21 protein-coding genes and 1 pseudogene are annotated in these 23,780 nt (G+C 68.3%); 9 read left to right on the top strand and 13 right to left on the bottom strand.

From position 1 onward, the window contains the following. Positions 1-11: 11 nt before the first annotated feature. Positions 12-1,394 (bottom strand): benzoate 1,2-dioxygenase large subunit, encoded by a 1,383-nt coding sequence (gene benA / locus ABIC25_RS09665; RefSeq protein ID WP_354561180.1) that lies wholly within the window; start codon positions 1,392-1,394, stop codon positions 12-14. 219 nt (positions 1,395-1,613) lie between these two features. Here benA and ABIC25_RS09660 point away from each other — a divergent pair, with 219 nt between their 5' ends. The 4 genes from ABIC25_RS09660 (at position 1,614) to catC (ending at position 4,917) form a co-directional block, all read left to right on the top strand. Further along, positions 1,614-2,606: a LysR family transcriptional regulator gene (locus ABIC25_RS09660; RefSeq protein WP_004022246.1), complete on the top strand. Its 993-nt coding sequence runs from the start codon at positions 1,614-1,616 to the stop codon at positions 2,604-2,606. Further along, on the top strand, positions 2,603-3,706 hold the full coding sequence (locus ABIC25_RS09655) for a mandelate racemase/muconate lactonizing enzyme family protein (RefSeq protein ID WP_354561178.1): 1,104 nt from the start codon (positions 2,603-2,605) through the stop codon (positions 3,704-3,706). Before ABIC25_RS09660 ends, ABIC25_RS09655 begins: the two co-directional genes overlap by 4 nt. Positions 3,707-3,769: 63 nt before the next feature. After that, complete coding sequence (gene catA, locus ABIC25_RS09650) at positions 3,770-4,636, top strand: catechol 1,2-dioxygenase (protein WP_004022244.1); 867 nt, start codon at positions 3,770-3,772, stop codon at positions 4,634-4,636. Continuing rightward, positions 4,636-4,917, top strand: a complete 282-nt coding sequence (gene catC / locus ABIC25_RS09645; protein ID WP_004022243.1) for a muconolactone Delta-isomerase — start codon at positions 4,636-4,638, stop codon at positions 4,915-4,917. The genes catA and catC overlap by 1 nt, the downstream gene beginning before the upstream one ends. A 76-nt stretch (positions 4,918-4,993) precedes the next feature. Here catC and ABIC25_RS09640 read toward each other — a convergent pair whose 3' ends face one another. Beyond that, positions 4,994-6,163, bottom strand: a complete 1,170-nt coding sequence (locus ABIC25_RS09640; RefSeq protein ID WP_354561176.1) for a metallophosphoesterase — start codon at positions 6,161-6,163, stop codon at positions 4,994-4,996. Between the two features lie 107 nt (positions 6,164-6,270). Here ABIC25_RS09640 and ABIC25_RS09635 point away from each other — a divergent pair, with 107 nt between their 5' ends. Continuing rightward, entirely contained in the window at positions 6,271-7,113 is an 843-nt protein-coding gene (locus ABIC25_RS09635) for a sulfurtransferase (protein ID WP_354561175.1), read from the top strand. A 115-nt stretch (positions 7,114-7,228) separates the two neighbouring features. Then, positions 7,229-9,382: an acyl-CoA dehydrogenase family protein gene (locus ABIC25_RS09630; RefSeq protein WP_354561173.1), complete on the top strand. Its 2,154-nt coding sequence runs from the start codon at positions 7,229-7,231 to the stop codon at positions 9,380-9,382. Between the two features lie 167 nt (positions 9,383-9,549). Here the strand turns inward: ABIC25_RS09630 and ABIC25_RS09625 are convergent, their stop codons facing one another. After that, positions 9,550-9,867 (bottom strand): hypothetical protein, encoded by a 318-nt coding sequence (locus ABIC25_RS09625; RefSeq protein ID WP_354561171.1) that lies wholly within the window; start codon positions 9,865-9,867, stop codon positions 9,550-9,552. A 59-nt stretch (positions 9,868-9,926) separates the two neighbouring features. Continuing rightward, positions 9,927-10,811: a TIGR00341 family protein gene (locus tag ABIC25_RS09620; RefSeq protein WP_354561170.1), complete on the bottom strand. Its 885-nt coding sequence runs from the start codon at positions 10,809-10,811 to the stop codon at positions 9,927-9,929. 224 nt (positions 10,812-11,035) lie between these two features. Here ABIC25_RS09620 and ABIC25_RS09615 point away from each other — a divergent pair, with 224 nt between their 5' ends. Next, a complete protein-coding gene (locus ABIC25_RS09615) occupies positions 11,036-12,151 on the top strand; it encodes an ADP-ribosylglycohydrolase family protein (RefSeq protein WP_354561168.1) in 1,116 nt (371 codons plus the stop codon). 26 nt (positions 12,152-12,177) lie between these two features. On the opposite strand, the pseudogene ABIC25_RS09610 reads toward ABIC25_RS09615, so the two are convergent. Next, a pseudogene (locus ABIC25_RS09610) lies at positions 12,178-13,384 on the bottom strand (HNH endonuclease signature motif containing protein). 494 nt (positions 13,385-13,878) lie between these two features. Between ABIC25_RS09610 and ABIC25_RS09605 the strand changes: the two are divergent. Together ABIC25_RS09605 and ABIC25_RS09600 are read left to right on the top strand one after the other, a co-directional pair. Next, positions 13,879-14,661 carry a TspO-related membrane protein gene (locus tag ABIC25_RS09605; protein ID WP_354561166.1) on the top strand — a complete coding sequence of 261 codons (783 nt, stop codon included), beginning with the start codon at positions 13,879-13,881 and terminating at the stop codon, positions 14,659-14,661. 28 nt (positions 14,662-14,689) lie between these two features. Further along, a complete protein-coding gene (locus tag ABIC25_RS09600) occupies positions 14,690-15,202 on the top strand; it encodes an NADPH-dependent FMN reductase (RefSeq protein ID WP_354561165.1) in 513 nt (170 codons plus the stop codon). On the opposite strand, the gene ABIC25_RS09595 is transcribed toward ABIC25_RS09600, so the two are convergent. From ABIC25_RS09595 to ABIC25_RS09560, 8 genes are all read right to left on the bottom strand, one after another. Next, entirely contained in the window at positions 15,136-16,551 is a 1,416-nt protein-coding gene (locus ABIC25_RS09595) for an amidohydrolase family protein (RefSeq protein WP_064570000.1), read from the bottom strand. The two genes, ABIC25_RS09600 and ABIC25_RS09595, sit on opposite strands and share 67 nt — an antisense overlap. Beyond that, on the bottom strand, positions 16,548-17,159 hold the full coding sequence (locus ABIC25_RS09590) for a pyridoxine/pyridoxamine 5'-phosphate oxidase (RefSeq protein WP_064569999.1): 612 nt from the start codon (positions 17,157-17,159) through the stop codon (positions 16,548-16,550). Before ABIC25_RS09590 ends, ABIC25_RS09595 begins: the two co-directional genes overlap by 4 nt. Beyond that, a complete protein-coding gene (locus ABIC25_RS09585; protein ID WP_354561163.1) occupies positions 17,156-17,956 on the bottom strand; it encodes a creatininase family protein in 801 nt (266 codons plus the stop codon). The genes ABIC25_RS09590 and ABIC25_RS09585 overlap by 4 nt, the downstream gene beginning before the upstream one ends. Then, positions 17,953-19,284, bottom strand: a complete 1,332-nt coding sequence (locus ABIC25_RS09580) for an FAD-binding oxidoreductase (RefSeq protein ID WP_354561161.1) — start codon at positions 19,282-19,284, stop codon at positions 17,953-17,955. Before ABIC25_RS09580 ends, ABIC25_RS09585 begins: the two co-directional genes overlap by 4 nt. Continuing rightward, a complete protein-coding gene (locus ABIC25_RS09575) occupies positions 19,281-20,459 on the bottom strand; it encodes an ABC transporter substrate-binding protein (RefSeq protein WP_354561159.1) in 1,179 nt (392 codons plus the stop codon). The genes ABIC25_RS09580 and ABIC25_RS09575 overlap by 4 nt, the downstream gene beginning before the upstream one ends. Before the next feature lie 274 nt (positions 20,460-20,733). Continuing rightward, positions 20,734-21,639, bottom strand: a complete 906-nt coding sequence (locus ABIC25_RS09570; RefSeq protein ID WP_004019157.1) for an ABC transporter permease — start codon at positions 21,637-21,639, stop codon at positions 20,734-20,736. Beyond that, positions 21,636-22,406, bottom strand: coding sequence for an ABC transporter ATP-binding protein (locus ABIC25_RS09565; RefSeq protein WP_354561158.1), 771 nt, complete (start codon positions 22,404-22,406; stop codon positions 21,636-21,638). Before ABIC25_RS09565 ends, ABIC25_RS09570 begins: the two co-directional genes overlap by 4 nt. Further along, complete coding sequence (locus ABIC25_RS09560) at positions 22,406-23,740, bottom strand: amidohydrolase family protein (RefSeq protein ID WP_354561156.1); 1,335 nt, start codon at positions 23,738-23,740, stop codon at positions 22,406-22,408. The genes ABIC25_RS09565 and ABIC25_RS09560 overlap by 1 nt, the downstream gene beginning before the upstream one ends. Positions 23,741-23,780: the final 40 nt, after the last annotated feature.

Below are 23,780 nucleotides of genomic sequence, written 5' to 3'. Positions count from 1 at the left end.
GACCTTCCCTTTCAGTGCTCGGTGGCGGAGATGCGTTGTTCGGCGGCTGCGGCGGCGCGCATCGTCTCGAGCCAGTAACCGTGCTGGACGGGGTAGAGGCCCTCGTCCTCGTTCCTGACGCCGGCCGAGATCACCCCGGTCATGCCCAACGATTCGGCGACGGGGTCGGGCCCGGTGAGCCAGTGCTCGGCGCCTCGGCTCATGTCGTTCCACGGCGCGGCCTGCGCCCGGAACGTGAGCTGGCACGAGCGGAACTCCTCGAGGTCGTCGGGCGTGGCCATGCCGGAGGCGTTGAAGAAGTCCTCGTACTGACGGATGCGGTGCGCCCGGGCGGAGTCGCTCTCCCCTTTGGGTGCGATGCAGTAGATGGTGACCTCGGTCTTGTCCGGGGCGATCGGGCGGAAGTGGCGGATCTGCGTCGAGAACTGGTCCATCAGATAGACATTCGGGTACAGGCACAGGTTGCGCGAACCCTTCACCATGAACTCGCCCTTGGCGTCGCCATGGATCTCCTTGAGCTGCTCCAGCGAATCCCACAGCGGGCGGTCCTGGGGATTGGCCGCCCAGGTCCAGAGGCACAGATGGCCGTTGGGGTAGGACCAGTATCCGCCGCCGGACTTCCCCCAGCCGCCGGCGTCGAGCGCCTTGGTGTCGTTCTTCGACTCGCCGGTGCCGCGACGCGACGTGGTGGCCGCGTAGTTCCAGTGGGTGGCGGTGACGTGATAACCGTCGGCGCCGTTCTCCGCCTGTACTTTCCAGTTTCCGTCGAAGGTGTAGGTGGATGCGCCGCGCAGGACCTCGAGCCCGTCGGGGGACTGGTCGACGAGCATGTCGATGACGACGCGCGTGTCGCCGAGATGGTCGTCGAGCGAACTGACGTCGTCGTTCAGGCTGCCGAACAGGAAGCCGCGGTAGCTGTCGAAGCGGGCGACCTCGGTCATGTTGTGCGAACCGTCGACGTCGAAGGTGTCCGGGTAGCCGGCGCCGTCGGGGTCCTTGACCTTGAGCAGCGTTCCGTCGTTGCGGAAGGTCCACCCGTGGAACGGGCAGGTCAGTGTCATGCGGTTGTCGGTTTTGCGTCGGCAGATCATCGCGCCGCGGTGCGCGCACGCGTTGATCAGGCAGTGCAGTTCGCCGCTCTTGTCGCGGGTGATGACCACGGGCTGCCGACCGATGTAGGTGGTGACGTAGTCACCGGGCTCGGGGACCTGACTCTCGTGCGCGAGGTAGATCCAGTTGCCCTCGAAGATGTGCTTCATCTCCAGCTCGAAGATGTCCTCATCGGTGAAGATCCGCCGGTTGGCGCGGTAGACACCGGCGTCGCGGTCGTCGACGACCGCGTCGCCGAGGACCGAGTTCACGTGGTTCAGATGTTCCGATACTGACGCGGTCATGGTCGTGTACCTCCAGAAGTGGGCTGCTCTCTGCACTGTGGCAGCACGTGGCGGCGATCACACCGGGGTATTTGCCAGTCCTGACCCAGTAGTCGATTGATCGATCTGATTCATCAATCGACGCAATTTATGTCTTTGTCATGTATGGATCGACGCTCTACCGTGAGACGTGTCCGCGGTCACAGCCGCGGTGTCGATCGGTACGAGACGAGGCAGGTCATGGAGCTACGGCACTTGCGGTACTTCGCCGCCGTGGCCGACACCTGCCATTTCGGGCAGGCGGCGGAGTCGTTGCACGTGGCGCAACCCGCGCTGTCCTACGCCATTCGCCAGCTCGAGGCCGAGCTCGACGTCACGCTGTTCACGCGGACCACCCGCCAGGTGTCGCTCACCCCGGCCGGGCAATACCTTCGGGTCCAGGCCGAACGAATTCTCGCGGGCGTGGACGAGGCCGTGGACGGCGTGCGTCGGATCGCCGCCGGCCGCAGCGGCGTCGTCCGGGTCGGCATCACCGGCATCGCTGCCTTCTCCCACCTCCCGCGCATCGCTCGGGTGGTCAAACGGGAGTTGCCTGACGTGGACCTCCGCATCCAGTCCGACATGCTCACACCGGGCCAGTGTGACGCCCTGCGTGCCGGTGTCCTCGACCTCGGGGTGCTCCGCCCGCCGGCGATCGGCGAGGACATCGAGACGAGGGTCATCGACGTCGAGCCGATGGTGCTCGCGGTCTCGGTCGATCACCGTCTGGCCGTCGAGCCGGTGGTCTCGGTCGCCGACCTCCGCAACGAACCGTTCGTGCTCTACGACAGCCGGGACTCGGCGGTCAACGATGCCGCGATGCGGACTTGTCGCGCAGCCGGATTCGTCCCGCATCGGGCGCACCAGGCGCCGGGCACCGCGGTGCTGCTGGCCCTCGTCGCCGCGGGGCTGGGGGTCTCCCTGCTCCCGGCTTCGGTGCGTTCGCTCCCGCTCGACGGGCTGGTGGTGCGCGACCTCGCCGACGCCGACACCGTTGAGGTCGCACTCGCCCGGAGATCGGGATCCGGCGACCCGGTCGTCGCGGCGGTCGCCGACGTCATCGCCGCAGCCTTCGCCCCGGATGACGCCATCGACACCGATCCGGCCTTCGTCACCGCAGCCGGCGGCGATCGGGTCGCCGACCATCGTTCCCTGAGTGCCCGGACGGGTGCTCGATCTGGAGAGAAATCGTGAAAATCACCGCTGTGGAGGCGATCCCGTTCGCCATCCCGTATGTGAAGCCGTTGAGGTTCGCCTCCGGCGAGGTGCACGCCGCCACCCACGTGCTGGTACGGGTGCACACCGACGCAGGCGTGGTCGGCGTCGCCGAGGCGCCGCCCCGTCCGTTCACCTATGGCGAGACCCAGGACGGCATCATCGCCGTGATCGAGGGCATCTTCGCGCCCGCGGTCGTCGGCCTCACCCTGCTGGAACGCGAGGTGGTCGCCGCCCGGATGGCCCGGACGGTCGGCAACCCCGCTGCGAAATCCGCTGTGGACATGGCGATCTGGGATGCACTTGGCAAGGTTCTCGGGCTTCCGGTGGGTGACATGCTCGGCGGGTACACCGATCGGTTGCGGGTCAGTCACATGCTCGGTTTCGCCGAGCCTGCCGCGATGGTCGCCGAAGCCGAGAAGATGGTGGACGCCTACGGGATCCGCACGTTCAAGGTGAAGGTCGGACGTCATCCCGCCTCCCTCGACACCGCGGTCGTCCGCGCGCTGCGCGAGCGGTTCGGCGGCGACGTCGAACTGTACGTCGACGGCAACCGGGGTTGGACGGCGGCCGAGTCGGCGCGCGCCATGCGGGAGATGGCCGACCTCGATCTGCTGTTCGCCGAAGAGCTGTGCGACGCAGCGGATGTCCTCGGCCGACGCTGGCTCGTCGAACAGCTGGCGGTACCGTTCATCGCCGACGAATCGGTGCCCACGCCGGCCGACGTCACCCGCGAGGTCCTCGGCCGATCGGCGACCGCCATCAGCATCAAGACCGCGCGTTCGGGTTTCACCACCTCGCGGCGTACGCACCATCTCGCGGAGGGTCTCGGCGTCCCGGTCGTCATGGGCAACCAGATCGACGGCCAGATCGGGACCGCCTGCACTCTCGCCTTCGGCAGCGCCTTCGAGCTGACCTCGCGCTACGCGGGTGAGCTGTCGAACTTCCTCGACATGAGCGACGACCTGCTGACCGAGCCGCTGCAGATCCGCGACGGCCACCTGCACCGGTCGACCGCGCCGGGCATCGGCTTCGAGGTCGACCCGGACAAGCTCGAGAAGTACCGCACCGACAACTGAAAGCACGACCCCCACAACACGTCTCGTGGCAGCCCCACGACTCGGAGCAACAAGGAGAAGGACATGACCACCACCGAGCATCCCCAGGAAGTCGCCACCGCCGCCGCGTCCGGCGCCTCCGCGACCGAACGGTTCCATGCGGACAAGTCGCCGTTCGAGGCCGTCAAGGACACCCCGCCCGAGCGTGTGTCGATGTTGATCAACGACGTCCTCGCGGGCGTGCACGAGACCATTCGCAAGCACAAGGTCACCTACGACGAGTACAACGCGCTCAAGGCGTGGCTCATCAACGTCGGCGAGGACGGCGAGTGGCCGCTGTTCCTCGACGTGTGGGTCGAGCACGTCGTCGAAGACGTTGCGACCGAACACCGCCAGGGCAACAAGGGCAGCATCGAGGGCCCGTACTACGTTCCGGACGCTCCGGAGCTCGGCGCCAAGGGCACGGTTCCGATGCGCGACGACGAGCCCGGTGATCCGCTGGTGTGGACCGGTCAGGTTCGCTCCTGTGACGGCTCCGCGCTCGCCGGCGCCACGGTCGAGCTCTGGCATGCCGACGACGACGGCTACTACTCGCAGTTCGCCCCCGGCATCCCGGAGTGGAACCTGCGCGGCACCTTCACCGTCGATGACGACGGCCGGTTCGAGATCACCACCATCCGACCCGCGCCGTACATGATCCCGACCGACGGCTCGTGCGGCAAGATGATCTCGGCTGCCGGCTGGCATCCGTGGCGTCCCGCGCACCTGCACCTCAAGGTGTCGGCGCCCGGCCACGAGCAGCTCACCGCGCAGCTGTACTTCCCGGGCGACCCGCACAACGACGACGACGTCGCGAGCGCGGTCAAGCCCGAGCTGGTGCTGGACCCGAAGGACGACGGCCAGGGCGGCTTCACCATCTCCTACGACTTCGTGCTGGACCCGGCGAAGTAATGCTGTTCCACGTGCGGATGGACGTCGCCATCCCCGACGACCTCGATCCCGAGGTACGTGCGGAAACCGTCGCGCGGGAGAAGGCGTACTCCCAGGATCTACAGCGTGCAGGGAAGTGGCCGCACATCTGGCGGATCGTCGGCGAGTACTCCAACTACTCGATCTTCGACGTCGAGTCGAACGACGAACTGCACACCCTGCTCTCGGGTCTGCCGTTGTTCCCGTACATGCAGATCAAGGTCACCCCGCTGGCAACCCATCCGTCGGACATCAACGGCTGACGGTCCGTTCCCGCTCACCGAATCCGTTCCCGCTCACCGAAAAGGATGAGTGGGAACGGATTGTGTGCGCGAAACCTCAGGGGGCAGAGGCCGCCGATCGCAGCGTGAGGATCGTGATCTCCGGCGGTGTCAGGACGCGGACCGGCGGGCCCCACGCGCCGGCGCCACGGGTGGTGTAGATGACGGTGTCGCCGATCTGGTCGAGCCCGGTGATCGTCGGCTGCTGGGCGCGCACCAGATAGCGGATGGGCCAGAGCTGGCCACCGTGCGTGTGCCCCGACAGCTGCAGGTCGACGCCGAGATCGGAGGCCTCCACCGCCTGCTTGGGCTGGTGGGCGAGAAGGAGGGTGAAGTCGTCGGGGGACGATCCCGCCAGGGCCGCCGGCAGGTCCGGCTCATATGGTTCCGGGGCGGTGGCGTCGTAGATGCCTGCGAGTGTGATGGTCGCGCCGTCGACCTCGATGGGGACCCGCGAGTTGCGCAGCGTGCGCACGCCGAGTTCCTCCCAGACGTCGAGCCACCGGCCGCCGTCGTCGGCGTAGTACTCGTGGTTGCCGCTGACGCCGAACACACCGAGCGGTGCCTGCAGGTCTGCAAGGGGTTCCAGCGTGTCGCGAACGTTCGGGATCGTGCCATCGGTCAGGTCGCCGACGAGGACGACGAGATCGGGCTTCTGCTCGTTGACGTCGTCGACGACGCGCTGGGTGAACGACGCGTCGCGGGCCGGACCGACGTGGAGGTCGGAGATCACCGCGATGCGCGTTCCGTCGAACTGCTGGGGCAGGCTCGCGAATGTGGCGTCGACGTCGACGACCTGGGGGCGAGACGCTTCGTACACGCCGTAGCCGGTGACCCCGAGCGCGATGATCACGACCGCGGCGGTCGCGAACCGGAGCTTGCCGACCCGACGCGCGGCGAGGGCCGGGGTGTCCTGCACGCCGGAACGGCGACGCCGGATCGAGCGGATGACGTGCGCGGCGAACGAGACGAGACCCACCACCGCGAGGCCCAGGAACAGGTAGAAAACGGCGGCGAGCCAGATCAGCCCGATGGTGCCGATCGGTCGCGCCCACGACGGGTCGAGCACGCGTCCGGTGGCGAAGCCGATGAGTGCGAGCGCCCACAGGACGACAAGCGCGACGTCGGCGATGATCGACCAGGGACGTGGCATCGCAGTCGCTCGCACGATGCGCCGGTGCAGCCAGAACGTGATGAGTCCGAAGACGACGGCAGGAAACAACGCCACGGATGGACTCCTGAGGGTGTTGACGACAGGGCGGCGGATGGCCAGCGCCCGGGCATGGGCGGATTGCCCCAATTCTGCCATCGGTGTGCGTTGGTACCCTCGCCGCCATGGCTGAGGTCCTCATCGCCCCGCTCGAACTGGCCGAGATGCTCCTGTCCACTCCACCGGTCCTGTTGGACGTGCGCTGGCAGTTGGGCGACTTCGACGGCCGGGGTGCCTACCGCGAGGGGCACATCCCCGGCGCGGTCTACGTCGACCTCGACTCCGAACTGGCCGCCCCGCCCTCCGGGCCGGTCGGGGGTAGGCACCCGCTGCCTGCCGTTGCCGATCTCCAGGAGGCGGCCCGGCGATGGGGGATCGACGACGGCGTCCCGGTGGTGGTCTACGACGACTCCGGCAATCTTGCCGCCGCCCGGGCCTGGTGGCTGCTGCGCTGGGCGGGAGTCGCCGACGTGCGACTCCTCGACGGTGGTCTCGCGGCGTGGCGCGCCGAAGGTCTGCGGACGACGACGGGAGACGGCGGTCGCCCGCGGGCCGGTCGGGTGACGCTCACCGCCGGACACCTGCCGGTCGCGACCATCGACGATGTGGCGGCCGGACCGGACCACCTGCTCGACGCCCGCGCCGCCGAGCGCTACCGCGGCGACGTCGAACCGGTCGATCCGCGTGCGGGTCACATTCCCGGGGCGATCAACGTCCCGACCGCGGACAACGTCGACACGTCCGGCCGATTTCATCCGGCCGACGAGCTACGGCGGCGGTTCGCGGGTGTCGGCATCGACGCGGAGGCCGGAACCGGGGTGGTGGTGTACTGCGGTTCCGGGATCAACGCGGCGCACCAGATCGCGGCCCTCGCCGTCGCCGGCATCGACGCGTCCTTGTTCCCGGGGTCGTTCTCGCAGTGGTCGTCGGACCCGGAGCGGCCGGTCGCCGAGGGCGACCGGCCCTGAGGACGTTCATCGCAACCGGCTCTGATGGGACGAACCCGGACGTTTTGTCCCAAGGCGGCCCGCCGCGGGCCGGGTAGATGGTGTGATCGGGTGACCGACGATCCCGGGAGTCGCCATGAGTATTGCCCTGACCGAAGACCACGTCGAACTCGCCTCGGTGGTACGCGAATTCGCCGTCGACCGCAAGGTGCGAGCGCAGGCGCGAGATCGTCTCGACGCGTCGGAGGAGGCCAGGCCCACCTTCTGGCAGGAGATCGCCGACCTCGGGTGGTTGGGCCTGCACGTCGCCGAGGAGTACGGCGGGTCCGGCTTCGGTGTGGCCGAGTTGGTCGTGGTGACAGAGGAATTGGGTCGCGCCGTGGCACCCGGGCCGTTCCTGCCCACCGTGCTCGCCTCTGCGATCCTGGCCCGTGCCGACGACGAGGCGCGTGCCCGCTGGTTGCGGTCACTCGTCGACGGCACGATCACCGCGGGTCTCGGACTCGCCCCGGGGCTGACCGAGTCCGACGGCAAGTCGTCCGGTGTCGTCGACGCGGTGCTCGGCGCACCGCTCGCCGACCTTCTGGTGCTGATCACCGATGACGACGTACTGGTGATCGAATCGACGGCGGCCGGTGTCGACGTGGGTGCGCAGGCCGACCTCGATCCGACCCGGCGCTCGGCCAGGGTGTCGTTGACCGATGCCGCCGTCGTCCGTCTGCCGAGACTCGCCGCCACCGCCCTGGCCCTCACGCGGACGCTGGTCGCCGCCGAAGCGGTGGGCGGGGCACGCGATGCACTGGACACCGCGGTCGCCTACGCGAAGGTCCGCGAACAATTCGGTCGGACCATCGGGTCGTTCCAGGCCGTCAAACACCACTGCGCGAACATGCTCGTCGGCGCGGAGGCCGCCACGGCGGTCGTGTGGGATGCCGCGCGGGCAGCCGACGAGGACGCCGACGCCCTCGGACTGGTGGCGGCGTCGGCCGCGGCGCTTGCGTTGCCCACGTACACGCGGAATGCGGAACTGAACATCCAGGTGCACGGCGGCATCGGCTTCACCTGGGAGCACGACGCGCACCTGCACCTGCGTCGGGCCACCGTGCTGCAGGCCTTCTTCGGAGGGCAGCGGCCGGCGCACGATGTGTATGCCTTCTCCGCGGCCGGCATCACCCGTGCCAACAGCCTCGACCTCCCGCCGGAGGCCGAGGAACTGCGGACGCGCGTGCGCGCCGACATCGCCGAGATCGCAGCGGCCGACGAGTCCGAGCAGCGGGAGAAGCTGATCGACACCGGGTACGTGATGCCGCACTGGCCCACGCCGTGGGGACGCGCCGCGGACTCGGTCGAACAACTCGTCATCGACGAAGAGATGGCTGCGGCGGGGGTGAAGCGACCCGACTACAGCATCACCGGGTGGGTCATCCTCACCCTCATCCAACAGGGCACGCAGGACCAGATCGACCGTCTCGTACGGCCGGCGCTGCTCGGTGACGAGGTGTGGTGTCAGTTGTTCTCCGAGCCGGGCGCGGGGTCGGACGCGGCGGCGGTCACCACGAGGGCCACACGCGTCGACGGTGGCTGGCGTATCAATGGCCAGAAGGTGTGGACCAGCGGCGCGCACCTGTGTCGCCGCGGCCTGGCGACGGTCCGGACCGACCCGGAAGCTCCCAAACACAAGGGCATCACCGCGGTGCTGATCGACATGGAGGCGCCCGGGGTCGAGGTGCGGCCGCTGCGTCAGATCACCGGCGGATCGGAGTTCAACGAAGTGTTCTTCACCGACGTCTTCGTCCCCGACGCCGACGTGGTGGGCACCCCGAACGATGGCTGGGCCGTGGCCCGCGCGACCCTCGGCAACGAGCGGGTCAGCATCGGCGGCGGAGCACCGGGCAGCGATGGCGCGGTGCAGCAGATGGTGGCGCTCGTCCAGGGCTACGGGGACCGGGTCGAGGGGGCGGCGACGAAGGTCGGGGAGTTCCTCGCCGTCGAGGATGCGCTGCGACTGCTGAATCTGCGTCGCGCCGCCAGGTCCGTCGTCGGCGCCGCCCCCGGACCCGAGGGCAATGTCACGAAACTGCTTCTCGCCGAACACCTCAGCGATCGTGCCCATCTCGCGGCGGAACTGCTCGGACCCGATGTCGCGTTCTCGGACGGCCCCGGCAAGCTGGCCGGCCTGCTGATACTCGGGGCCCGCGGGATGTCGATCGCCGGAGGGACGTCGGAGATCACCCGCAACCAGATCGCCGAGCGCATCCTCGGGTTGCCGCGCGATCCGCTCATCCGCTGAGACGCCGCGCTGATCCTTGAGGTGCGAGCGACGCTACCCCCGATCCCTGAGGTGCGAACGACGCTACCCCCGATCCCTGAGGCGCGAGCGACGCTACCCCCGATCCCTGAGGTGCGAGCGACGCTACCCCCGATCCCTGAGGTGCGAGCGAAGCGAGCCTCGAAGGGTCACCGTCGCCCGGGCGGGGGATCACCGGCCGGCCGCAGAGCCCACGACGGTACCCAGTGCGTGACCTTCTCCTGCCGGTCCTTCGAGGTGATGGTGTAGGTGACCTTCCCGTACCAGGCGCCCCACTCGTCCCGTCCCCATTCGGTCAGGACTCCGAGGTGCACGGAGCGGATCTGCAGCCCGTCGGGGTGATACTCGCCGTTGAAGTGAGGTGCGTTGGGGTACAGCGCGCTGAGGTCGATGAGCACCGCCTTGTGGCCGACCCGCACGAAGGCGGGCCGGTGTGGTTGGCCGTTGTCCCCGCCAATCCACTTCATGCCCACCCGCACAGTTTCGCACGTGTGTTCGAGCGGTGTCACCTCTGGTTGGTGGTCGATCAACCGGCGGTCGCGCGTTCGCCGACCGTGTGCACGACCACCACCTCTGGGTCCCAGGGCACGAGCTCGTCGACCGTCGTCTGGAGCTCGCCGACCGGCGGTAGGTCTTGCGGAGCGAGCACGCTGACAGTCACCGTGCTGCCGGTCCACGACACCCCGGTGACCTCGGACGTGTCGTTTCCGGTGGATTCCAGCCAGGACTCCGCCGCCGTCGCGATCTGCCGGGACCACAGTGATGAGAGCGAGTTCGCGACCATCGGGACGGTGACGACGACGAGGGCGACGGCCAGTACGGCGTACGCCCGGCGCCGCGGGGGCCTCGGATGGTCCCCGCCGACGAGTTCGGCGGCCTCCCGGCCGTAGCCCGCGATCGTCAGCACGACCAGGCTGGTGATGATCATCGCGACCACGTTCGACGCGAACAGTACGAAGGCGCCCAAGGCGAGCGACGGCGCCCCCGACCCGAGGCAGACCCCGACGACCCCGAGCGGCGGCACCAGGGAGATGGCGATGGCCACACCGGGCAACACGTCGCCGACGTCGCGACGCGTGATGGCGACCGCGCCGGCCATGCCGGTGGCCAGTGCGGCCAGAAGGTCGACGAGCGTCGGTGATGTCCGGCCCAGAACCTGCGAATTTGACAGCACGCTGGTCGGATTGGGCAGCAACTCCGCGAACACGACGCCGAGGATCGTCACCAGGATCACCCCGGCGAGCACGTAACCCAGGCTCGCGAGCACGAGCCGGCCGCGGCCGGTGACGATCCCGAGGCCGACGCCGAGGATCGGAGTCGACAGCGGCGCGACGATCATCGCGCCGATGACCGTTGCCGTGCTGTCGGCGACGACTCCGGACACCGCGATGATCCCGGACAGGGTGAGCATCAGCCAGAAGGCGCTGCGTTTGGCGGTGCGGTCGCCGACGGAGAAGTCGAGACGTTCACCGATCTCGTCGAGTGTGCGTCGCTGTGAATCGGGGATGAGGGAGAGAACCGACCGGCCCCTTCGTCTCGAGGTTCTCCGAAAATACCCCGCCGGTCCGCTGTTCAGCAGGTTTCGGCCGCGCGTGTGACCATGGGGAAACGCCGGGAGAACTCTAGGGGGCGACCATGGATCGATACACCGGATGTCTACTCGCCGGGGCTGCCGGCGACGCCCTCGGCGGAGCGGTCGAGTTCTCGACGCGGGATGCGATTCTCGACGCGTTCGGGCCTACCGGGATCACCTCGTACGCCGAGGCGTACGGCGGTGTCGGCACCGTCACCGACGACACGCAGATGACGCTCTTCACCGCGGAGGGTCTGCTGCGTTCCTGGGCGCGCGACTGTGCGGGAGGAATCTCCTGCTACGCGGCCACGACCGCCCGCGCCTATCTGCGCTGGTTCATCACCCAGGGCGGTCACCCCCGACACGGTGTGCTGGCGACGGCCGAGAGGTCGAGTTGGCTGTCCGGACACCAGGAGTTGCACGACCGTCGCGCACCCGGCACCACCTGTCTGGAAGCGCTCCGGGTGACCACTCGTCCCGGCGCGCCCGCCGACAACGACAGCAAGGGGTGCGGCGGCGTGATGCGCGTTGCGCCCGTGGGATTGTTCGCGGCACGCGCAGAGTGGTCTGCCGCAGGTACTTTCGATCTCGCGGCCACCCTCGCCTCGCTCACGCACGGACATCCCTCCGGGTCGCTCCCCGCCGGAGTCCTCGCGGTCGCGATCCGCGATCTGGTCGGCGGGGCGAGCCTGCCCGACGCGCTGTCGGTCGCGAAAGGGGTTCTCCGGACTCGTGCCGGGCACGGGGAGACCCTGGCGGCGCTCGACGCCGCCGAGGCACTGGCCGGTTCGGGCCTGTCCCACGACGCGGCGATCGCACGCCTCGGCGAAGGCTGGGTCGGAGAGGAAGCACTCGCGATCGCGACCTACTCCGCACTCGTGGCCGATGACCTCGAGGACGCGGTGATCATCGCGGTCAACCACGACGGCGACTCGGACTCCACGGGGGCGATCGCCGGTAATCTGCTGGGGGCCCGCGATGGCGCGGCAGCGATCCCGCAGCGATGGCTGAAGTCCCTCGAACTCCACGACGTCATCGCCGAGATGTCGCACGACCTCTACGACTTCGTGGACTGGGACATCACCGAGACCGAACCAGGGGCCGGGTCGGACAGCTGGGTCGAGAAGTACTGGGGACCGCGCCCGGGTACGACCTCGGACCTGCGCCCGGTGGGTTGATCACTCCCGATGATGCGACGGAGGTTTCACACTGTGGAGTTGTCAAAGGTCGTGTGGCGCCGGGTCGACGCCGGAGGGTCTGGTGGGGCGGGTGCGCTCTCAGACGAGTGCGTCTCGAGTCGCATGGTGCGCCGGTTGTAGGCCGGTCGGGGTAGGCGTTGGGGGTCGATGTCGACGGGTGGGATCAGCCAGGGGTGCCGGTCGGGTCCCATCACCACCTGCCAGCCGTGGTGGTGGACCTGGGTGTGACAGCGTTGGCACAGCAGGCACCCGTTGTCGAGATCGGTGGGACCGCCGTCAGCCCAGTGCACGATGTGATGCACCTGCGTATGTGCAGCGGGGGCACCACATTTCACACAACACGCATCCCGGACGATGATCGCCTGGCGCAGATGGTGCGGGAACAGTCGTTTCGTCGTCCCCATCCGCAACGGCACACCCTCGGCGTCGAGGTCGACGAGCCTCGAAGGGTTTCGCGACGCATCTCACCAAGCCCTTCGAGGCTCGCTTCGCTCGCACCTCAGGGAGCAGAAGGGCGCGGCGTTCGCCGACACTGCGCCGGTCCTCGGCGCCGTCGGGTTCGGGTCGCGGACATGAGCGTTCGTCGATCATCGACAGGAACTTGTCTCCGATCACCGCCGTCACATCGCCGGTGATGGCGACTCTGCCCTCGTCGGTCACCCGAGTGTGCAGGGTGTTCAGTGATGCATCATCAGCTGCCGAAACCGTGCCGGGATCGGCCTCGGCGACACGCATGGCGATCGAGCGGGAGTGGGTGTCGATCTCGGCGGGTGTGGCACCGGAGAACGCCTGGGTGAGCAGTTCTGTTTCGAACAGCTGCCGCTCGCCATCGGAAAGCGCTGCCGCAGCAACTCTATTGATGAGAGCGATGCCGCGGACGACCGCGTCGACGCACTCGACGGCGAGATATCCCTCGGCGGCGCAGTCGGCGAGTTTCGGCAACGACGCGAGGCCGCCGGCGATCCGCACACCACGGTGGGCGACCGCCGGTGGCATCCCCATCTCGATCAGCCACGACCGTGTCGTCGATCCCGCACGCGCGGCCGCACCCGAGGCCTCCACAAGAGCTACGTGCACATCGATCTGGTGATCGAGCACGTTTCGCAGCACCCGTAGTTCGTCGAGCCGGTCGAGCACCGCGCGACCGGTCCCGTCGTCGGACGGTGGACTCAGACCGATGAGGGTGTCGCGGAACTCGGTTATCGAGGGCATGACACCAAGGTACTCGCCACAACGTTCGACGACGAGATTTCTCCACAACTCAGGAGTCGACGAAAAGTACTGCACTGCAATAGATGTCACTCACGCCCCAGCGGTGAACCGTGGTGAACTGTGGTGAACAGAAACCCCATTGGTCACACGAACTGATGGTTCTTGCCGGCGCCATTCAGTGTGGAAATGGGATGCACTACCCTCGCCCGGCCGACCCGGTCCTGCGGCACTGCACCTTTCACCGATGAACTCGAACTCGACCGATGAACCTCGATCGAAGTCGATCGGTCGAGATGAGGTTCATCACCCGGAAGGTTGCTCGCGCGACCTTTCGTGGCAGTGAGAACGGGTGTAGGACCAGCTCGTCGTCTGCGCTCCTCGCACCTCACGGATCAGTTCTTCTGGTTCTCTCGGACCAGGTAGCAAGGGGATTCGCTCGCATCTCGACGACACTCCGCGCGTGAATCCGACAAATTACGCCTACGTTGGGACACATGACACCCACGCGCATCTCCGGTCCGATCACCTGGCTCGCCGTCGTCCTCGCCGTGGCACAGGTGCTCGCGCCCATCGTCCCGTTCTCCGGTTTCGGCGCCTCGCCCAACGAGTCGACGACCGATCTGCTGATCACCCCGGCCGGTTACACGTTCTCGATCTGGAGCCTCATCTACCTGCTGTCGATCGTGTTCGCCGTCGCCGTGGTGTGGAAGGGGGCCACCGGGACCGGTGACCCGCGGCGGTTGCTCGTCGACCTCGAAGTCGCGTTCGCCGGCGCGGCGGTGTGGATTCTCGTGTCGGCGGCGGAGTGGACATGGGTGACACCGATCGTGCTGACGGTCATGACGGTGGTCCTGCTCGACGCGGCCCGGATCGCCGCGAGGCCGGCCGACGATTCGGCGCCTCGATGGCTCACGGTCCTGACCCGGGTCCTCGTGGGTGTCTACGCGGCGTGGGCGACCGCGGCTGTGTTCCAGAACTGGGCCGCGGCGATCGGCGCCGACCTGGCGGATCCGCAGTCCCTGGGATGGCAGCTGGCCGTCCTGCTCGCGTGCGCCCTGGTCGGGCTGGCGGTCACCGCCGTCGTCGGGTCGGTGCTCGTCGCCTACCCGCTCACGCTGATCTGGGCGCTCGTCGGGATCATCGTGTCCGCGCAGGGTGAGTCGACGGCCGTCGTGGGAGTCGCGGTCGGGACGATCGTCGCGCTGGTCGTCACCACGGCGGCGGTGACGATACTGCGGCGCCGGGCGGGTGCGCCCGCTCCGGCTGCGGCACGATAGGCGAGACCGATACTGCGAGAGGCGGACCATGACCACCACCGTTGTCGCCGGGAACCCCAAGCCCGGTTCGCGCACGCTCGACGCCGCCCGCCGGTTGGCGAGAGCGCTGACCGGAACCGAACCCGACCATGTCGTGGACGTGATCGGACTCGGGCCGGGCCTGCTCGCGTGGGGTGACACCGCGGTCCAGGGTGCGGTCGAGACCGTCGCCTCGTCGGACCTCGTCGTGGTGGCGAGCCCGACCTTCAAGGCGACCTATACCGGCGTCCTCAAACTCTTCCTCGACCAGTTCGCCACCGGCGAGGGCCTGCGCGATGTCACGGCCGTCCCACTGATGCTGGGGGCGGGGCCGGCGCATGCGATGGCACCCGACCTGCTGCTCAAACCGGTCCTGGTCGAACTCGGCGCGGTGTGCCCGGCTCCGGGCCTGTACCTGATGGATTCCACCTACACCACCGATTCCCGGATCGCCGACTACACCGACCGCTGGTCGTCGGCGCTCGTGCGGTCCGGACCGCGGAGCGCAGGCACGACCGGATGAATCCCGGACTGCGCCGCTGACGCGATCATCCGTTCGGTGAGTTCGGAATCCGCCTGTGCACGTCGGGGGTCGGCCACGTCGCGGTGCCAGACCGACCGACCGCCCACGACGACCTCGCGCAGGTTCCGCAGTCCGCATCCGAGGACATAGGTGGCGATCGGATCCCAGATCGGTCCGAGGTGGGGCGACCGCGGATCGACGACGAGCAGATCCGCGAACTTCCCGACCTCGAGCGAACCGACCCGGTCGGCCACCCCCATCGCCGACGCCGAACCGAGGGTGTGCAACCCGAGCACATCGAGCGGGGTCAGGACAGCGGCGTCGCTGTGCTTGCCGCGTTGCAGGAACAACCCGGTGCGCATGTTCTCGAACGGGTCGGACACGTCCGTGCACGACTGGTCGTCGACGCCCATGCCGACGGTGACCGAATCCCGCAGCAGGCGGGGTACATCGGCGATCCCGGAGCCGAGGCGTCCGTTGGACATCGGTTGCCACACGACCGCCGACCCGGTCTCGCGAACGCGCGTGAACATGTCCTCGGTCGGATGGACGAAATGGCCGAACGCGAAGTCGGGACCCAACACGCCCGCGGCGTCGTACCAGTCGAACTTCGACTGCTGGATCTCGATCTGTTCGGCGGTCTCGACGAAGTGCGCCTGATTGGTGATCCCGTATCGATCCATCAGGGCGCGTTCGCGTTCCGCGGTCGCCTGCGACGACGACCACTGCACCGAGCCGTAGACCGAACCGCCCAGATCGAGCCCGCGGTCGACGGTTGCCAGGTGGGTCATCACCTCGTCGAAACCGGCGAAGGCCGCATCCTCGCCGAGTTGCTCGTCGTCGAGTCGCACGCTGGTGACGAACCGGATTCCGCTGGCCGCCAAGCCGTCCACCTGGGAGGTGACGAATTCCGGTGGGTGCACCCGTGCCGCCTTCAAGACGGATTCCTCGTAGTCGAAGAGGGCCAGGACGCGCGACTGGGTGAAGTTGTACACGGACGTGATGCCGGAGGACAGGTGGTCGAGCCCGCCCGCCAGCGTCATCCAGTACAGGTCCTCCGCCTCGGCCCCGAGCAGCATCGTGCTGTTGAGCGTGACCCATTCGTACAGCGGACTGTTCGGCGCGACACCACGCATTCCGGCGGTGTAGATGTGGCTGTGCGCCGAGACGAAACCGGGTGCGAGGAAGGCGCCGTCGAGATCGTGCCGGGGAAGCGGTGCGTCGGCGGGCGGGGACCCCTCGCCCATCCCGGAGATCCGGCCGTCGTCCCCGATCGACAGCCATCCCCAGAACCACGGCTTCTCGCCGCTGACCGGCAGGATCAGCGCGTTGTGGTAAGTGCCGGTCATCCCGGTAGAACCTCCGATGTCCAATGATCTGCGTTGTGGGTGAACCGTACTCGCTGCGACGGACCGTCCGGGTCGCCCCGCCAGAAGGTGATCTCCCGCAGGTCGACGGCGTACCCGGTCCAGGTCGGCGGTGCGGCGAGTCGTGGGTGGGCGGCGTCGAAGTCGGCCCAGCGGCGCCGCCGCTCGTCGGGTGCCAGTGCGGCGAGGTCGTCGTCGTTCATCCATGCCAGGAGCTGCAGATAGCGAGACCGGCGTGAATATGCCTCGTGCAGTTCGGTATCCGGCGCCCGCCGCACGTCCCCATGCGCGACGACCTGACGGCCCGCGGCCGGCCAGGCGATCGCAACCGACGCTCGGGGGGTCTCCACGAGTTCGGCCACCTTCGCCGACCTGCTGTCGGTGTGGAAATAGACCGCGGTGTCGTCGGTTTCGGTGATCAGGACGTGCCGGACCCGGGGATATCCATCGCGACCGGACGTCGCCAGTGCCATCAGTGGGCGCGGTTGGTCGGCAGGGGGCAGCCAGTCGCGCAACAGCTCCATCGGGTCGATCGTGAGCTGATCGGTGGCCGCACAATCGGTTCCGAAGCCTGCTCCGCTGGTGATCAACGTCCGACCCGGCCCGGGTCGAACGTGGCGATCTCCGGTAGTGCCGCGACCAGGTTTCCGACGCGCTCGTCGAAGAGCGTCGCGCCGATGGATGCGTCGGCGCCGGTGGGATCGCCGATGACGCCCGACTCGGCGAAATCGGTGGACAACCAACCGAATCGAACGGTGCCGGCGAATCCGACGTGCTCGGCGTCGGCAACCGCGTCCGCCACGGCCGCCACGGCCTTGTCCATGTGCACCAGATCCGGCCGCAGGTGGAGCATCATCGAGGTCTCCGCCCACCCGGCATGGATACCCAGGCCGCGTTCGGTGGGACCGGGATGCCCTGGGCCGGAGGAGAAGAACGTCTGCAGATCGAACCGGCGGCGCAGCTCGCGCGCGGCGACCTCGATCAGGGCGGAGTTGCCGCCGTGTGCGTTGAGGAACAGTATCCGTCTCGCCGGGGTCTCGGCGAGCGAGGCGCCGATGTCGACGATCGTCTCGAACAGGGTCGTCGCGCGCAGCCAGATCGTGCCCGGTAGCCGCGAGTGCTCGTCGGACTTGGTGTATCCGAGAGCGGGTAGCAGCCAGACGTCGTGCCCAGCCGCCGCGCCGCGCTCGACGACGGCCTCGGCGACCGACTCGGCGACGATGAGGTCGGTGGCGAGCGGTAGGTGTGGTCCGTGCGGTTCGATTGCGCCCGTGGGCAGTACGAGAATCGAATCTCGGGACAGGGCCGTGCCGATCTGTTCGGTGGTCAGCTCAGCGTAACGTCGATGACCGTTCGGGCTCGCGGCCGTCGTGTCCACCACGTTCACATCCACCTTCCCGGGTTGAGCAACCCCTTCGGATCGGTCTGCTGCGCCAGCGCACGGACGCGCTCGGCGTCGAGATCGACGTACCACTGGTGCGGGGAGTGGACGCCGACCCCGAGTCCTTCGAGTGCGGCGACTCCGTCGATGACCTGCTGCGGGCTGCGATAGACCCCGTTGAGCATCCCGAACATCATCTCGTGACCGACCTCGAGATGAAGCTCGCCGCCCTCGTAGACCTGCTCGACCTCGTCGAGCCGGGTGACGAGCGCATCGCCGCGTACCTCCATGTGGAACCACTTGTCCGGCTGGGACTTCTGCAGCCACCACGTGGGGTGGTTGTAGGACAGGGTCGACAGTTTGACCGTCTCGGCGATCCCTTCTCGGACCGCTTCGACGCGGCCGCCGGCTGCGACGACCAGATCGGTGGTCTCTGCCAGCGCACGGGCGTCGATGATCCCGCGCACGCTGGCGCGCCCGCGGACGAGGGCGGGGTCGTCGGGAAGTGCCGCCGTGATCAGGGGACCGTCGGCCGACAGCAGACGCGGCTTGGGCTCGACCGCCGCCAGCCGGTACGCCGCGTCGAAGGCCTCCGGACCGGAGGCGAAACTCGCATAGACGCACCGCCATTCCTGGAGTGGTTCCACCCGGACGGTGGCGCCGACGATGATGCCGGCAACCCCGTAGGTGTGCACGAAGGGGGTCGCGTCGTCGCCCTCGAGATGCACCACCTCGGCGTCGTCGGTGGCGTGGACGACATCGAGGGCTTCGACGAAACCTTGATGGTTACGTCCGTGCACGATCGTGCCGGTACCGGCCGAACCGCCCGCGAGGAACCCGCCGAGGGTCGACTGGACGGTGGACGGGTACATCCACAGCTGGCGCTCGTGCGCCCAGGCGGTCTGTTCCAGGTTGATCATCCGCGCGCCGGCCTGCGCGGTGACCGAACGCTCTGTGACATCGCGGATCTCGGTCAGCGACGTCATGTCGAGGACGAGTCCGCCGAAGCGGGGGATGACCTGACCGTAATTGCCGGTGCCCTTGCCGCGCGTGGTGATCGGGACCCCGCGGGCGGCCGCGGCACGCACGATCGCGGGCACCGCCTCGGCCGACCGCGGGTAGCACACGAGGTCCGGTTGCCCGAGGTCCTGCGCCGACAGGATCGGGCTCATCCCCGAGCCGTCCCGCCCCGCCCGTTCGAGTGCGCGGGGAAGCGAGCTGATGCCGCGCGGGCCGACAATGGCGAGCAGGTCGTCGGCCAGCGCGTCGACGTCGTCGGGTCCGAAGTCGGGGCGTCCCTCATCGGTGCCGACGGCGACCACCGGTGCGGTCATGACGGGAGGCCCACCGAGGTGTCGATGAACCGGTTGGTCGCGATCGACTCGGGGGTCAGACCGTCGGCGGCGGGGGTGCCCTGTTCGGTGAAGATCGGTCCGGTCACCTCCATCACGCGGGCGACGCGGGCGGTGTCGAAGTTGCCGATCGTCGTGTCGGTGCCGTTGCTCACCAGGTCGAGGTCGGCCATCGTCTGGCGGGCGTAGTCCGCGTTGCGCTGGGAGTACACCCACCCCGTGTCGTACTGCTCGACGGCGTCGAGGATGACCGCGTCCGCCGCCTGCGGCGACGCCAGGTAGTCGACCGACCCGCGCTGCAACACCGGGACGAGCTGCTCGAGGCAGGCGGCGTTCTCCTCCAGTGCGTCCGAGCGAACCGCCACCGACGACTTATAGATCGGATATCCGACCTCGTGGATCAGCTGGTACTTCACCGGCTTCTGCCAGCCCTCGACCTCCTCCTGGTAGACCTGCGGCTCGGAGCTGGCGAATCCCTGCTGGGCCGTCTTGCCGCCGTCGGAGACGAAGTTGGCCGGTGACCCGTCGTAACTGCCGTCGACCTGTCCGGGGGAGAGGACGCCCGACCCCGTCAGGTAGTCCATGTAGGTGGCTCCCTCGAAGTAGAGGACGCGCGCATTCGCCGCCTTGAGGTCGGCGATGCCCTGGGCCTGCGGATATGTGGCGGGGTCCCACATGATCATCTGCGGGCTGATGTCCAGGGGCGCCATGACCGCGGTCGTCGGGTTGTCTTTCGAGTTCTGGATGGCCTGGTCGGTGTCCACGTAACCGAGGAGGATCTCTGGATCGGAGTACATCTGCGAGGTCACCGACTGGAAGCCGATGGCCGGTCCGCCGGAGCGGATCTCGATGTCGACGCCGGTGTACTGGCCGCGGTCGAACAGCGGTCCGACGACGCGCTTGTTGCCGGCATTGATCGTCGGGTCGGGTCCGAGGAGCTGGTAGAGGTGGCCGTGCTCGGCCTCCGGGTTCCAGTCGGTCTGGACCACGATCTTGTCCGGGCAGTTGGCGCTCAGGTCGACCGGGCCGACGGCACCGGTATAGCCCGAGGACTTGGTGGTCTCACCGGAACCACACGCGGCGGTGAAAGCGAGGGCGGCGGCGACGGCCGCGACACCGGTGGTCTTGGACAGGCGACGCCAGATGTGTGTGTTCATGAGATGAGTTCCTTTTCGGGCTGAGAGATTCCGGAAGTTGGTTGGAGTGATCATTGGGTGTCGACGACAGGGGACCCGCCTGCTGGTTGAGCCGGCACCGAGCGCTGGTTGAGCCGGCACCGCCTGCTGGTTGATCCGGCACCGAGCGCTGGTTGAGCCGGCACCGCCTGCTGGTTGAGCCGACACCCCCGCTGGTTGAGCCGGCACCGCCTGCTGGTTGAGCCGGCACCGAGCGAAGCGAGGAGCCGAGTCGAAACCACCCGGCGAGACCAGGTCAGTGCTGATACCAGCGGCCGACAATGCGGTTGCCGAGCCAGCCGAAGAACCAGAAGACGGCCACGCCGAGGAGTGAGGCGAGCACGATCGAGGCGAACAACTCCTCGGCCTGTAGCCGCGACCGGTAGTTGTCGATCAGGATGCCGATCCCGGGATTGCCCTGTTTGAAGAAGAAGTCGCCCACGATCGCGCCGACCACCGACAAGCCCGCCGAGATCCGCAGGCCGGCGAAGATCGCCGGCATCGCGGCAGGGAACTCGAGTTTGCGCAAGATGGTGAGGCGGCTCGGATGATGCAGGGCGAACAGGTCGCGCATCTGCCGATCGACGGACCGAAGGCCGAACAGCGTGTTGGACACGATCGGGAACAGCGAGATCAGCACGCAGACGAAAACGCGGGCGCTGAAACCGAATCCGAACCAGAATCCGACCAGCGGAACGAGTGCGAGGATCGGGACACACTGCAGGACCACCGCATACGGGAACAGGGCGTTCTCCATCAGACGCGACTGCGACATGATCACGGCCCAGGTGATGCCGATGGCGGCGGCGATCACCAGACCCGTCAGTGCAACGGTCGCCGTACGGCTCAACGCTTCCCACATCGCCGGCGCGGCATCGCCGAGCAGGCCGTCGGTGACGACCTGATGCGGAGGTGGCATCAGGAATCGTCGCCCGGGATCGAGGACCGCGTAGCTCACGAGGTACCAGACACCGATGACCAGTGCCAGGACGACGAGCGGTGCGGCGACCCCCACTGCTTTCGAGCGAGATCGTCCGCGTCGGCTCGTGCGCGCCGCCACGGCGAGCTCGGTGGTGGATCCGGGGTCCGGGGTCCCGGCCTTGCCGGGCTTCGGGGTTCGCACGCTCGCGGTGGTGTCGGTGTCGGTCTCGGGGGCGGTCATGAATGTGCCTCTCGGAGTGCGCGGGAGATCCTGCCGGCAATCGCGCCGAACTCCGGCTCGAACCGCAGGTCGGGCGAACGGGGATAGTCGAACGGGACCTCGATCTCGTCGACGATGGTGCCCGGGCGCCCCGACATCACCAGGACGCGGGTGGACAAGAACGCGGCCTCGGCGACCGAGTGCGTGATGAACAGGCCGGCAAAGCGTTTGACGGCGAACAGTTCGGTCAGGTCGGTGCCGAGTCGCTCGCGGGTGAGTTCGTCGAGTGCGGCGAACGGCTCGTCGAAGAGGAACAGGTCGGGGTCGAGGGTCAGTGACCGGGCCAGCGACACCCGCATCCGCATCCCGCCGGACAACATGTGCGGAAGGTGTTTGTCGAAGCCGGTCAGGCCGACTGTCTCGAGCGCGGCGCGAACTCGCTCGCGCCGTTCGGCTTTCGGTGCGCCGTCGAGCTCGCCGAGCAGTGTGACGTTGTCGGCCACCGTCCGCCACGGGAGCAGGGTGGCGTCCTGGAAGACGTAACCGATCCGCTCGGCTCCGCTCTGCAGGTAGCCGTCGGTGATCGTCTCCAATCCTGACGACAAGCGCAGCAGGGTCGACTTGCCGCAGCCGGATGGGCCCACGACGCTGACGAATTCGCCCTCGCGCACGGTGAGGTTCACATCCCGGAGGGCATGGGTGCCGTCCGGATAGGTGAGTTCCACGTGTTCGAAGCCGACGAGCGGGTGACCGAGTGCCGGTCTGGGGGTCGTTGCGGGTGAACTCATCATCTCTCCATACCGACGGGGGACATGCCTGCTGGTGACACTCCTGCTGCAAACGCTCCTGGCGGGGACGGGACCGGGGGCGACGGGACCGGGGGCGACGGAAAGGCCGTCCAGGTGGTGGTCTCGGTGCGCGCGACCGGGATCCCGTTCACGATGACCACCCGGTCGGCCGGGGCGGTCGCGATCACCTCGGTGAGGTCGGTCCCGTGGATCGCGACTAGATCACCACGTGCGCCGACGATCGGCCCGGCCGGCTCGAGTCCGAGCACGGACCGCGCCTCAGAGGTGACCAATTCTGTTGCTGTGTCCGGACTCTGATGGGCGGCGGTGATCAGCAGAGCGGCCGTCTCCAAGGGGTCGGCCCGACCGACGGGGTTGAACGGGTCGCGGATGTTGTCCGCGCCCCCGGCGACGCGGACCCCGTGATCGCGCAGGACATCGATCGGGGTGATTCCCCGGCGCCCCGCCGACGGGCCGTGGCGGCCCTGGAGATACAGGTTCGTCACCGGCAGTGCGACGACCGAGACACGCGCACGCGCGAGTGCCCGTGCGACCCTGTCGAGGTCGTCGGCGGCCAGGGTGTCGAGGCGGCAGCAGTGGCCGGCCGTGCGGATCCGGTCCTCGGGCCAGTCGGCGACCCGGTCGGCGAAGGCCTCGATGGTCAGGTGGTCGCCGTCGAGGAACTCGTCGACATGCAGGTCGGCTCCGATGCCGCGCGCCTCGGCCAGGTCGAGCAGCCTGGTGAGCTCTAGGAGCGGATCGTCGGCGATGTGGGGGGCGCCGCCGACCAGATCGACCCCGGCGTCGAGTGCGGCCTCGATGTGCGCGGTGGGCGTCAGGGGACTCGCGAGCACCGCGATCTGGACGTCCATGAGTCCACGCAGATGGTCGCGGACCTCGATGAGGACACGGACGGCGCGCAGCGGGTCCTCGTGCGGGAGTATGTCGGCGTGCGTGCGCACCGCGGTGATGCCGTTGGCCAGCATGGACGAGGTCGTCCGCAGCGCGCGTGTCCGAAACGACGCCTCGTCGAGGACGATGCTGCCGGCCCGCCACGACGCGATGGCATCCGCGAGATCGCCGCTCGGAGGTGAGAGCTCCGGCCACGACAGGGCCTTGTCCAGGTGGGCGTGAGGCTCGGCCGCGGTCGGCAGCAGGAGGTGGCCGCGGAGGTCGAGCCAACCGGCAGTGCGCGGCGACCCGGGGGAGAACGGCGTGACGGCGCGGACCCGACGTGTGCCGTCGGCGTCGGCCGAGAGTTCGACATCGACCACCGACCCGTCGGGTAGTGACCCGGTGATGCCCGGGACGGGCGCTGTCTGCGGAACCTGCATACGGATCTTCCTCGGAGACTTCGGGATCGACGTGCGACGG

The organism is Gordonia sp. PvP123, from assembly GCF_040547295.1.
Lineage (GTDB): Bacteria > Actinomycetota > Actinomycetes > Mycobacteriales > Mycobacteriaceae > Gordonia > Gordonia terrae.
This window is presented reverse-complemented; position numbering and strand designations above follow the sequence as displayed.

Bases quoted from the DNA above. Each gene is read 5' to 3' on its own strand.
- benA (WP_354561180.1), bottom strand. From the start codon at position 1,394: ATGACCGCGTCAGTATCGGAACATCTGAACCACGTGAACTCGGTCCTC.
- ABIC25_RS09660 (WP_004022246.1), top strand. From the start codon at position 1,614: ATGGAGCTACGGCACTTGCGGTACTTCGCCGCCGTGGCCGACACCTGC.
- catA (WP_004022244.1), top strand. From the start codon at position 3,770: ATGACCACCACCGAGCATCCCCAGGAAGTCGCCACCGCCGCCGCGTCC.
- catC (WP_004022243.1), top strand. From the start codon at position 4,636: ATGCTGTTCCACGTGCGGATGGACGTCGCCATCCCCGACGACCTCGAT.
- ABIC25_RS09635 (WP_354561175.1), top strand. From the start codon at position 6,271: ATGGCTGAGGTCCTCATCGCCCCGCTCGAACTGGCCGAGATGCTCCTG.
- ABIC25_RS09630 (WP_354561173.1), top strand. From the start codon at position 7,229: ATGAGTATTGCCCTGACCGAAGACCACGTCGAACTCGCCTCGGTGGTA.
- ABIC25_RS09625 (WP_354561171.1), bottom strand. From the start codon at position 9,867: ATGAAGTGGATTGGCGGGGACAACGGCCAACCACACCGGCCCGCCTTC.
- ABIC25_RS09620 (WP_354561170.1), bottom strand. From the start codon at position 10,811: ATGCTCACCCTGTCCGGGATCATCGCGGTGTCCGGAGTCGTCGCCGAC.
- ABIC25_RS09615 (WP_354561168.1), top strand. From the start codon at position 11,036: ATGGATCGATACACCGGATGTCTACTCGCCGGGGCTGCCGGCGACGCC.
- ABIC25_RS09605 (WP_354561166.1), top strand. From the start codon at position 13,879: ATGACACCCACGCGCATCTCCGGTCCGATCACCTGGCTCGCCGTCGTC.
- ABIC25_RS09600 (WP_354561165.1), top strand. From the start codon at position 14,690: ATGACCACCACCGTTGTCGCCGGGAACCCCAAGCCCGGTTCGCGCACG.
- ABIC25_RS09595 (WP_064570000.1), bottom strand. From the start codon at position 16,551: ATGACCGGCACTTACCACAACGCGCTGATCCTGCCGGTCAGCGGCGAG.
- ABIC25_RS09580 (WP_354561161.1), bottom strand. From the start codon at position 19,284: ATGACCGCACCGGTGGTCGCCGTCGGCACCGATGAGGGACGCCCCGAC.
- ABIC25_RS09575 (WP_354561159.1), bottom strand. From the start codon at position 20,459: ATGAACACACACATCTGGCGTCGCCTGTCCAAGACCACCGGTGTCGCG.
- ABIC25_RS09570 (WP_004019157.1), bottom strand. From the start codon at position 21,639: ATGACCGCCCCCGAGACCGACACCGACACCACCGCGAGCGTGCGAACC.
- ABIC25_RS09565 (WP_354561158.1), bottom strand. From the start codon at position 22,406: ATGAGTTCACCCGCAACGACCCCCAGACCGGCACTCGGTCACCCGCTC.
- ABIC25_RS09560 (WP_354561156.1), bottom strand. From the start codon at position 23,740: ATGCAGGTTCCGCAGACAGCGCCCGTCCCGGGCATCACCGGGTCACTA.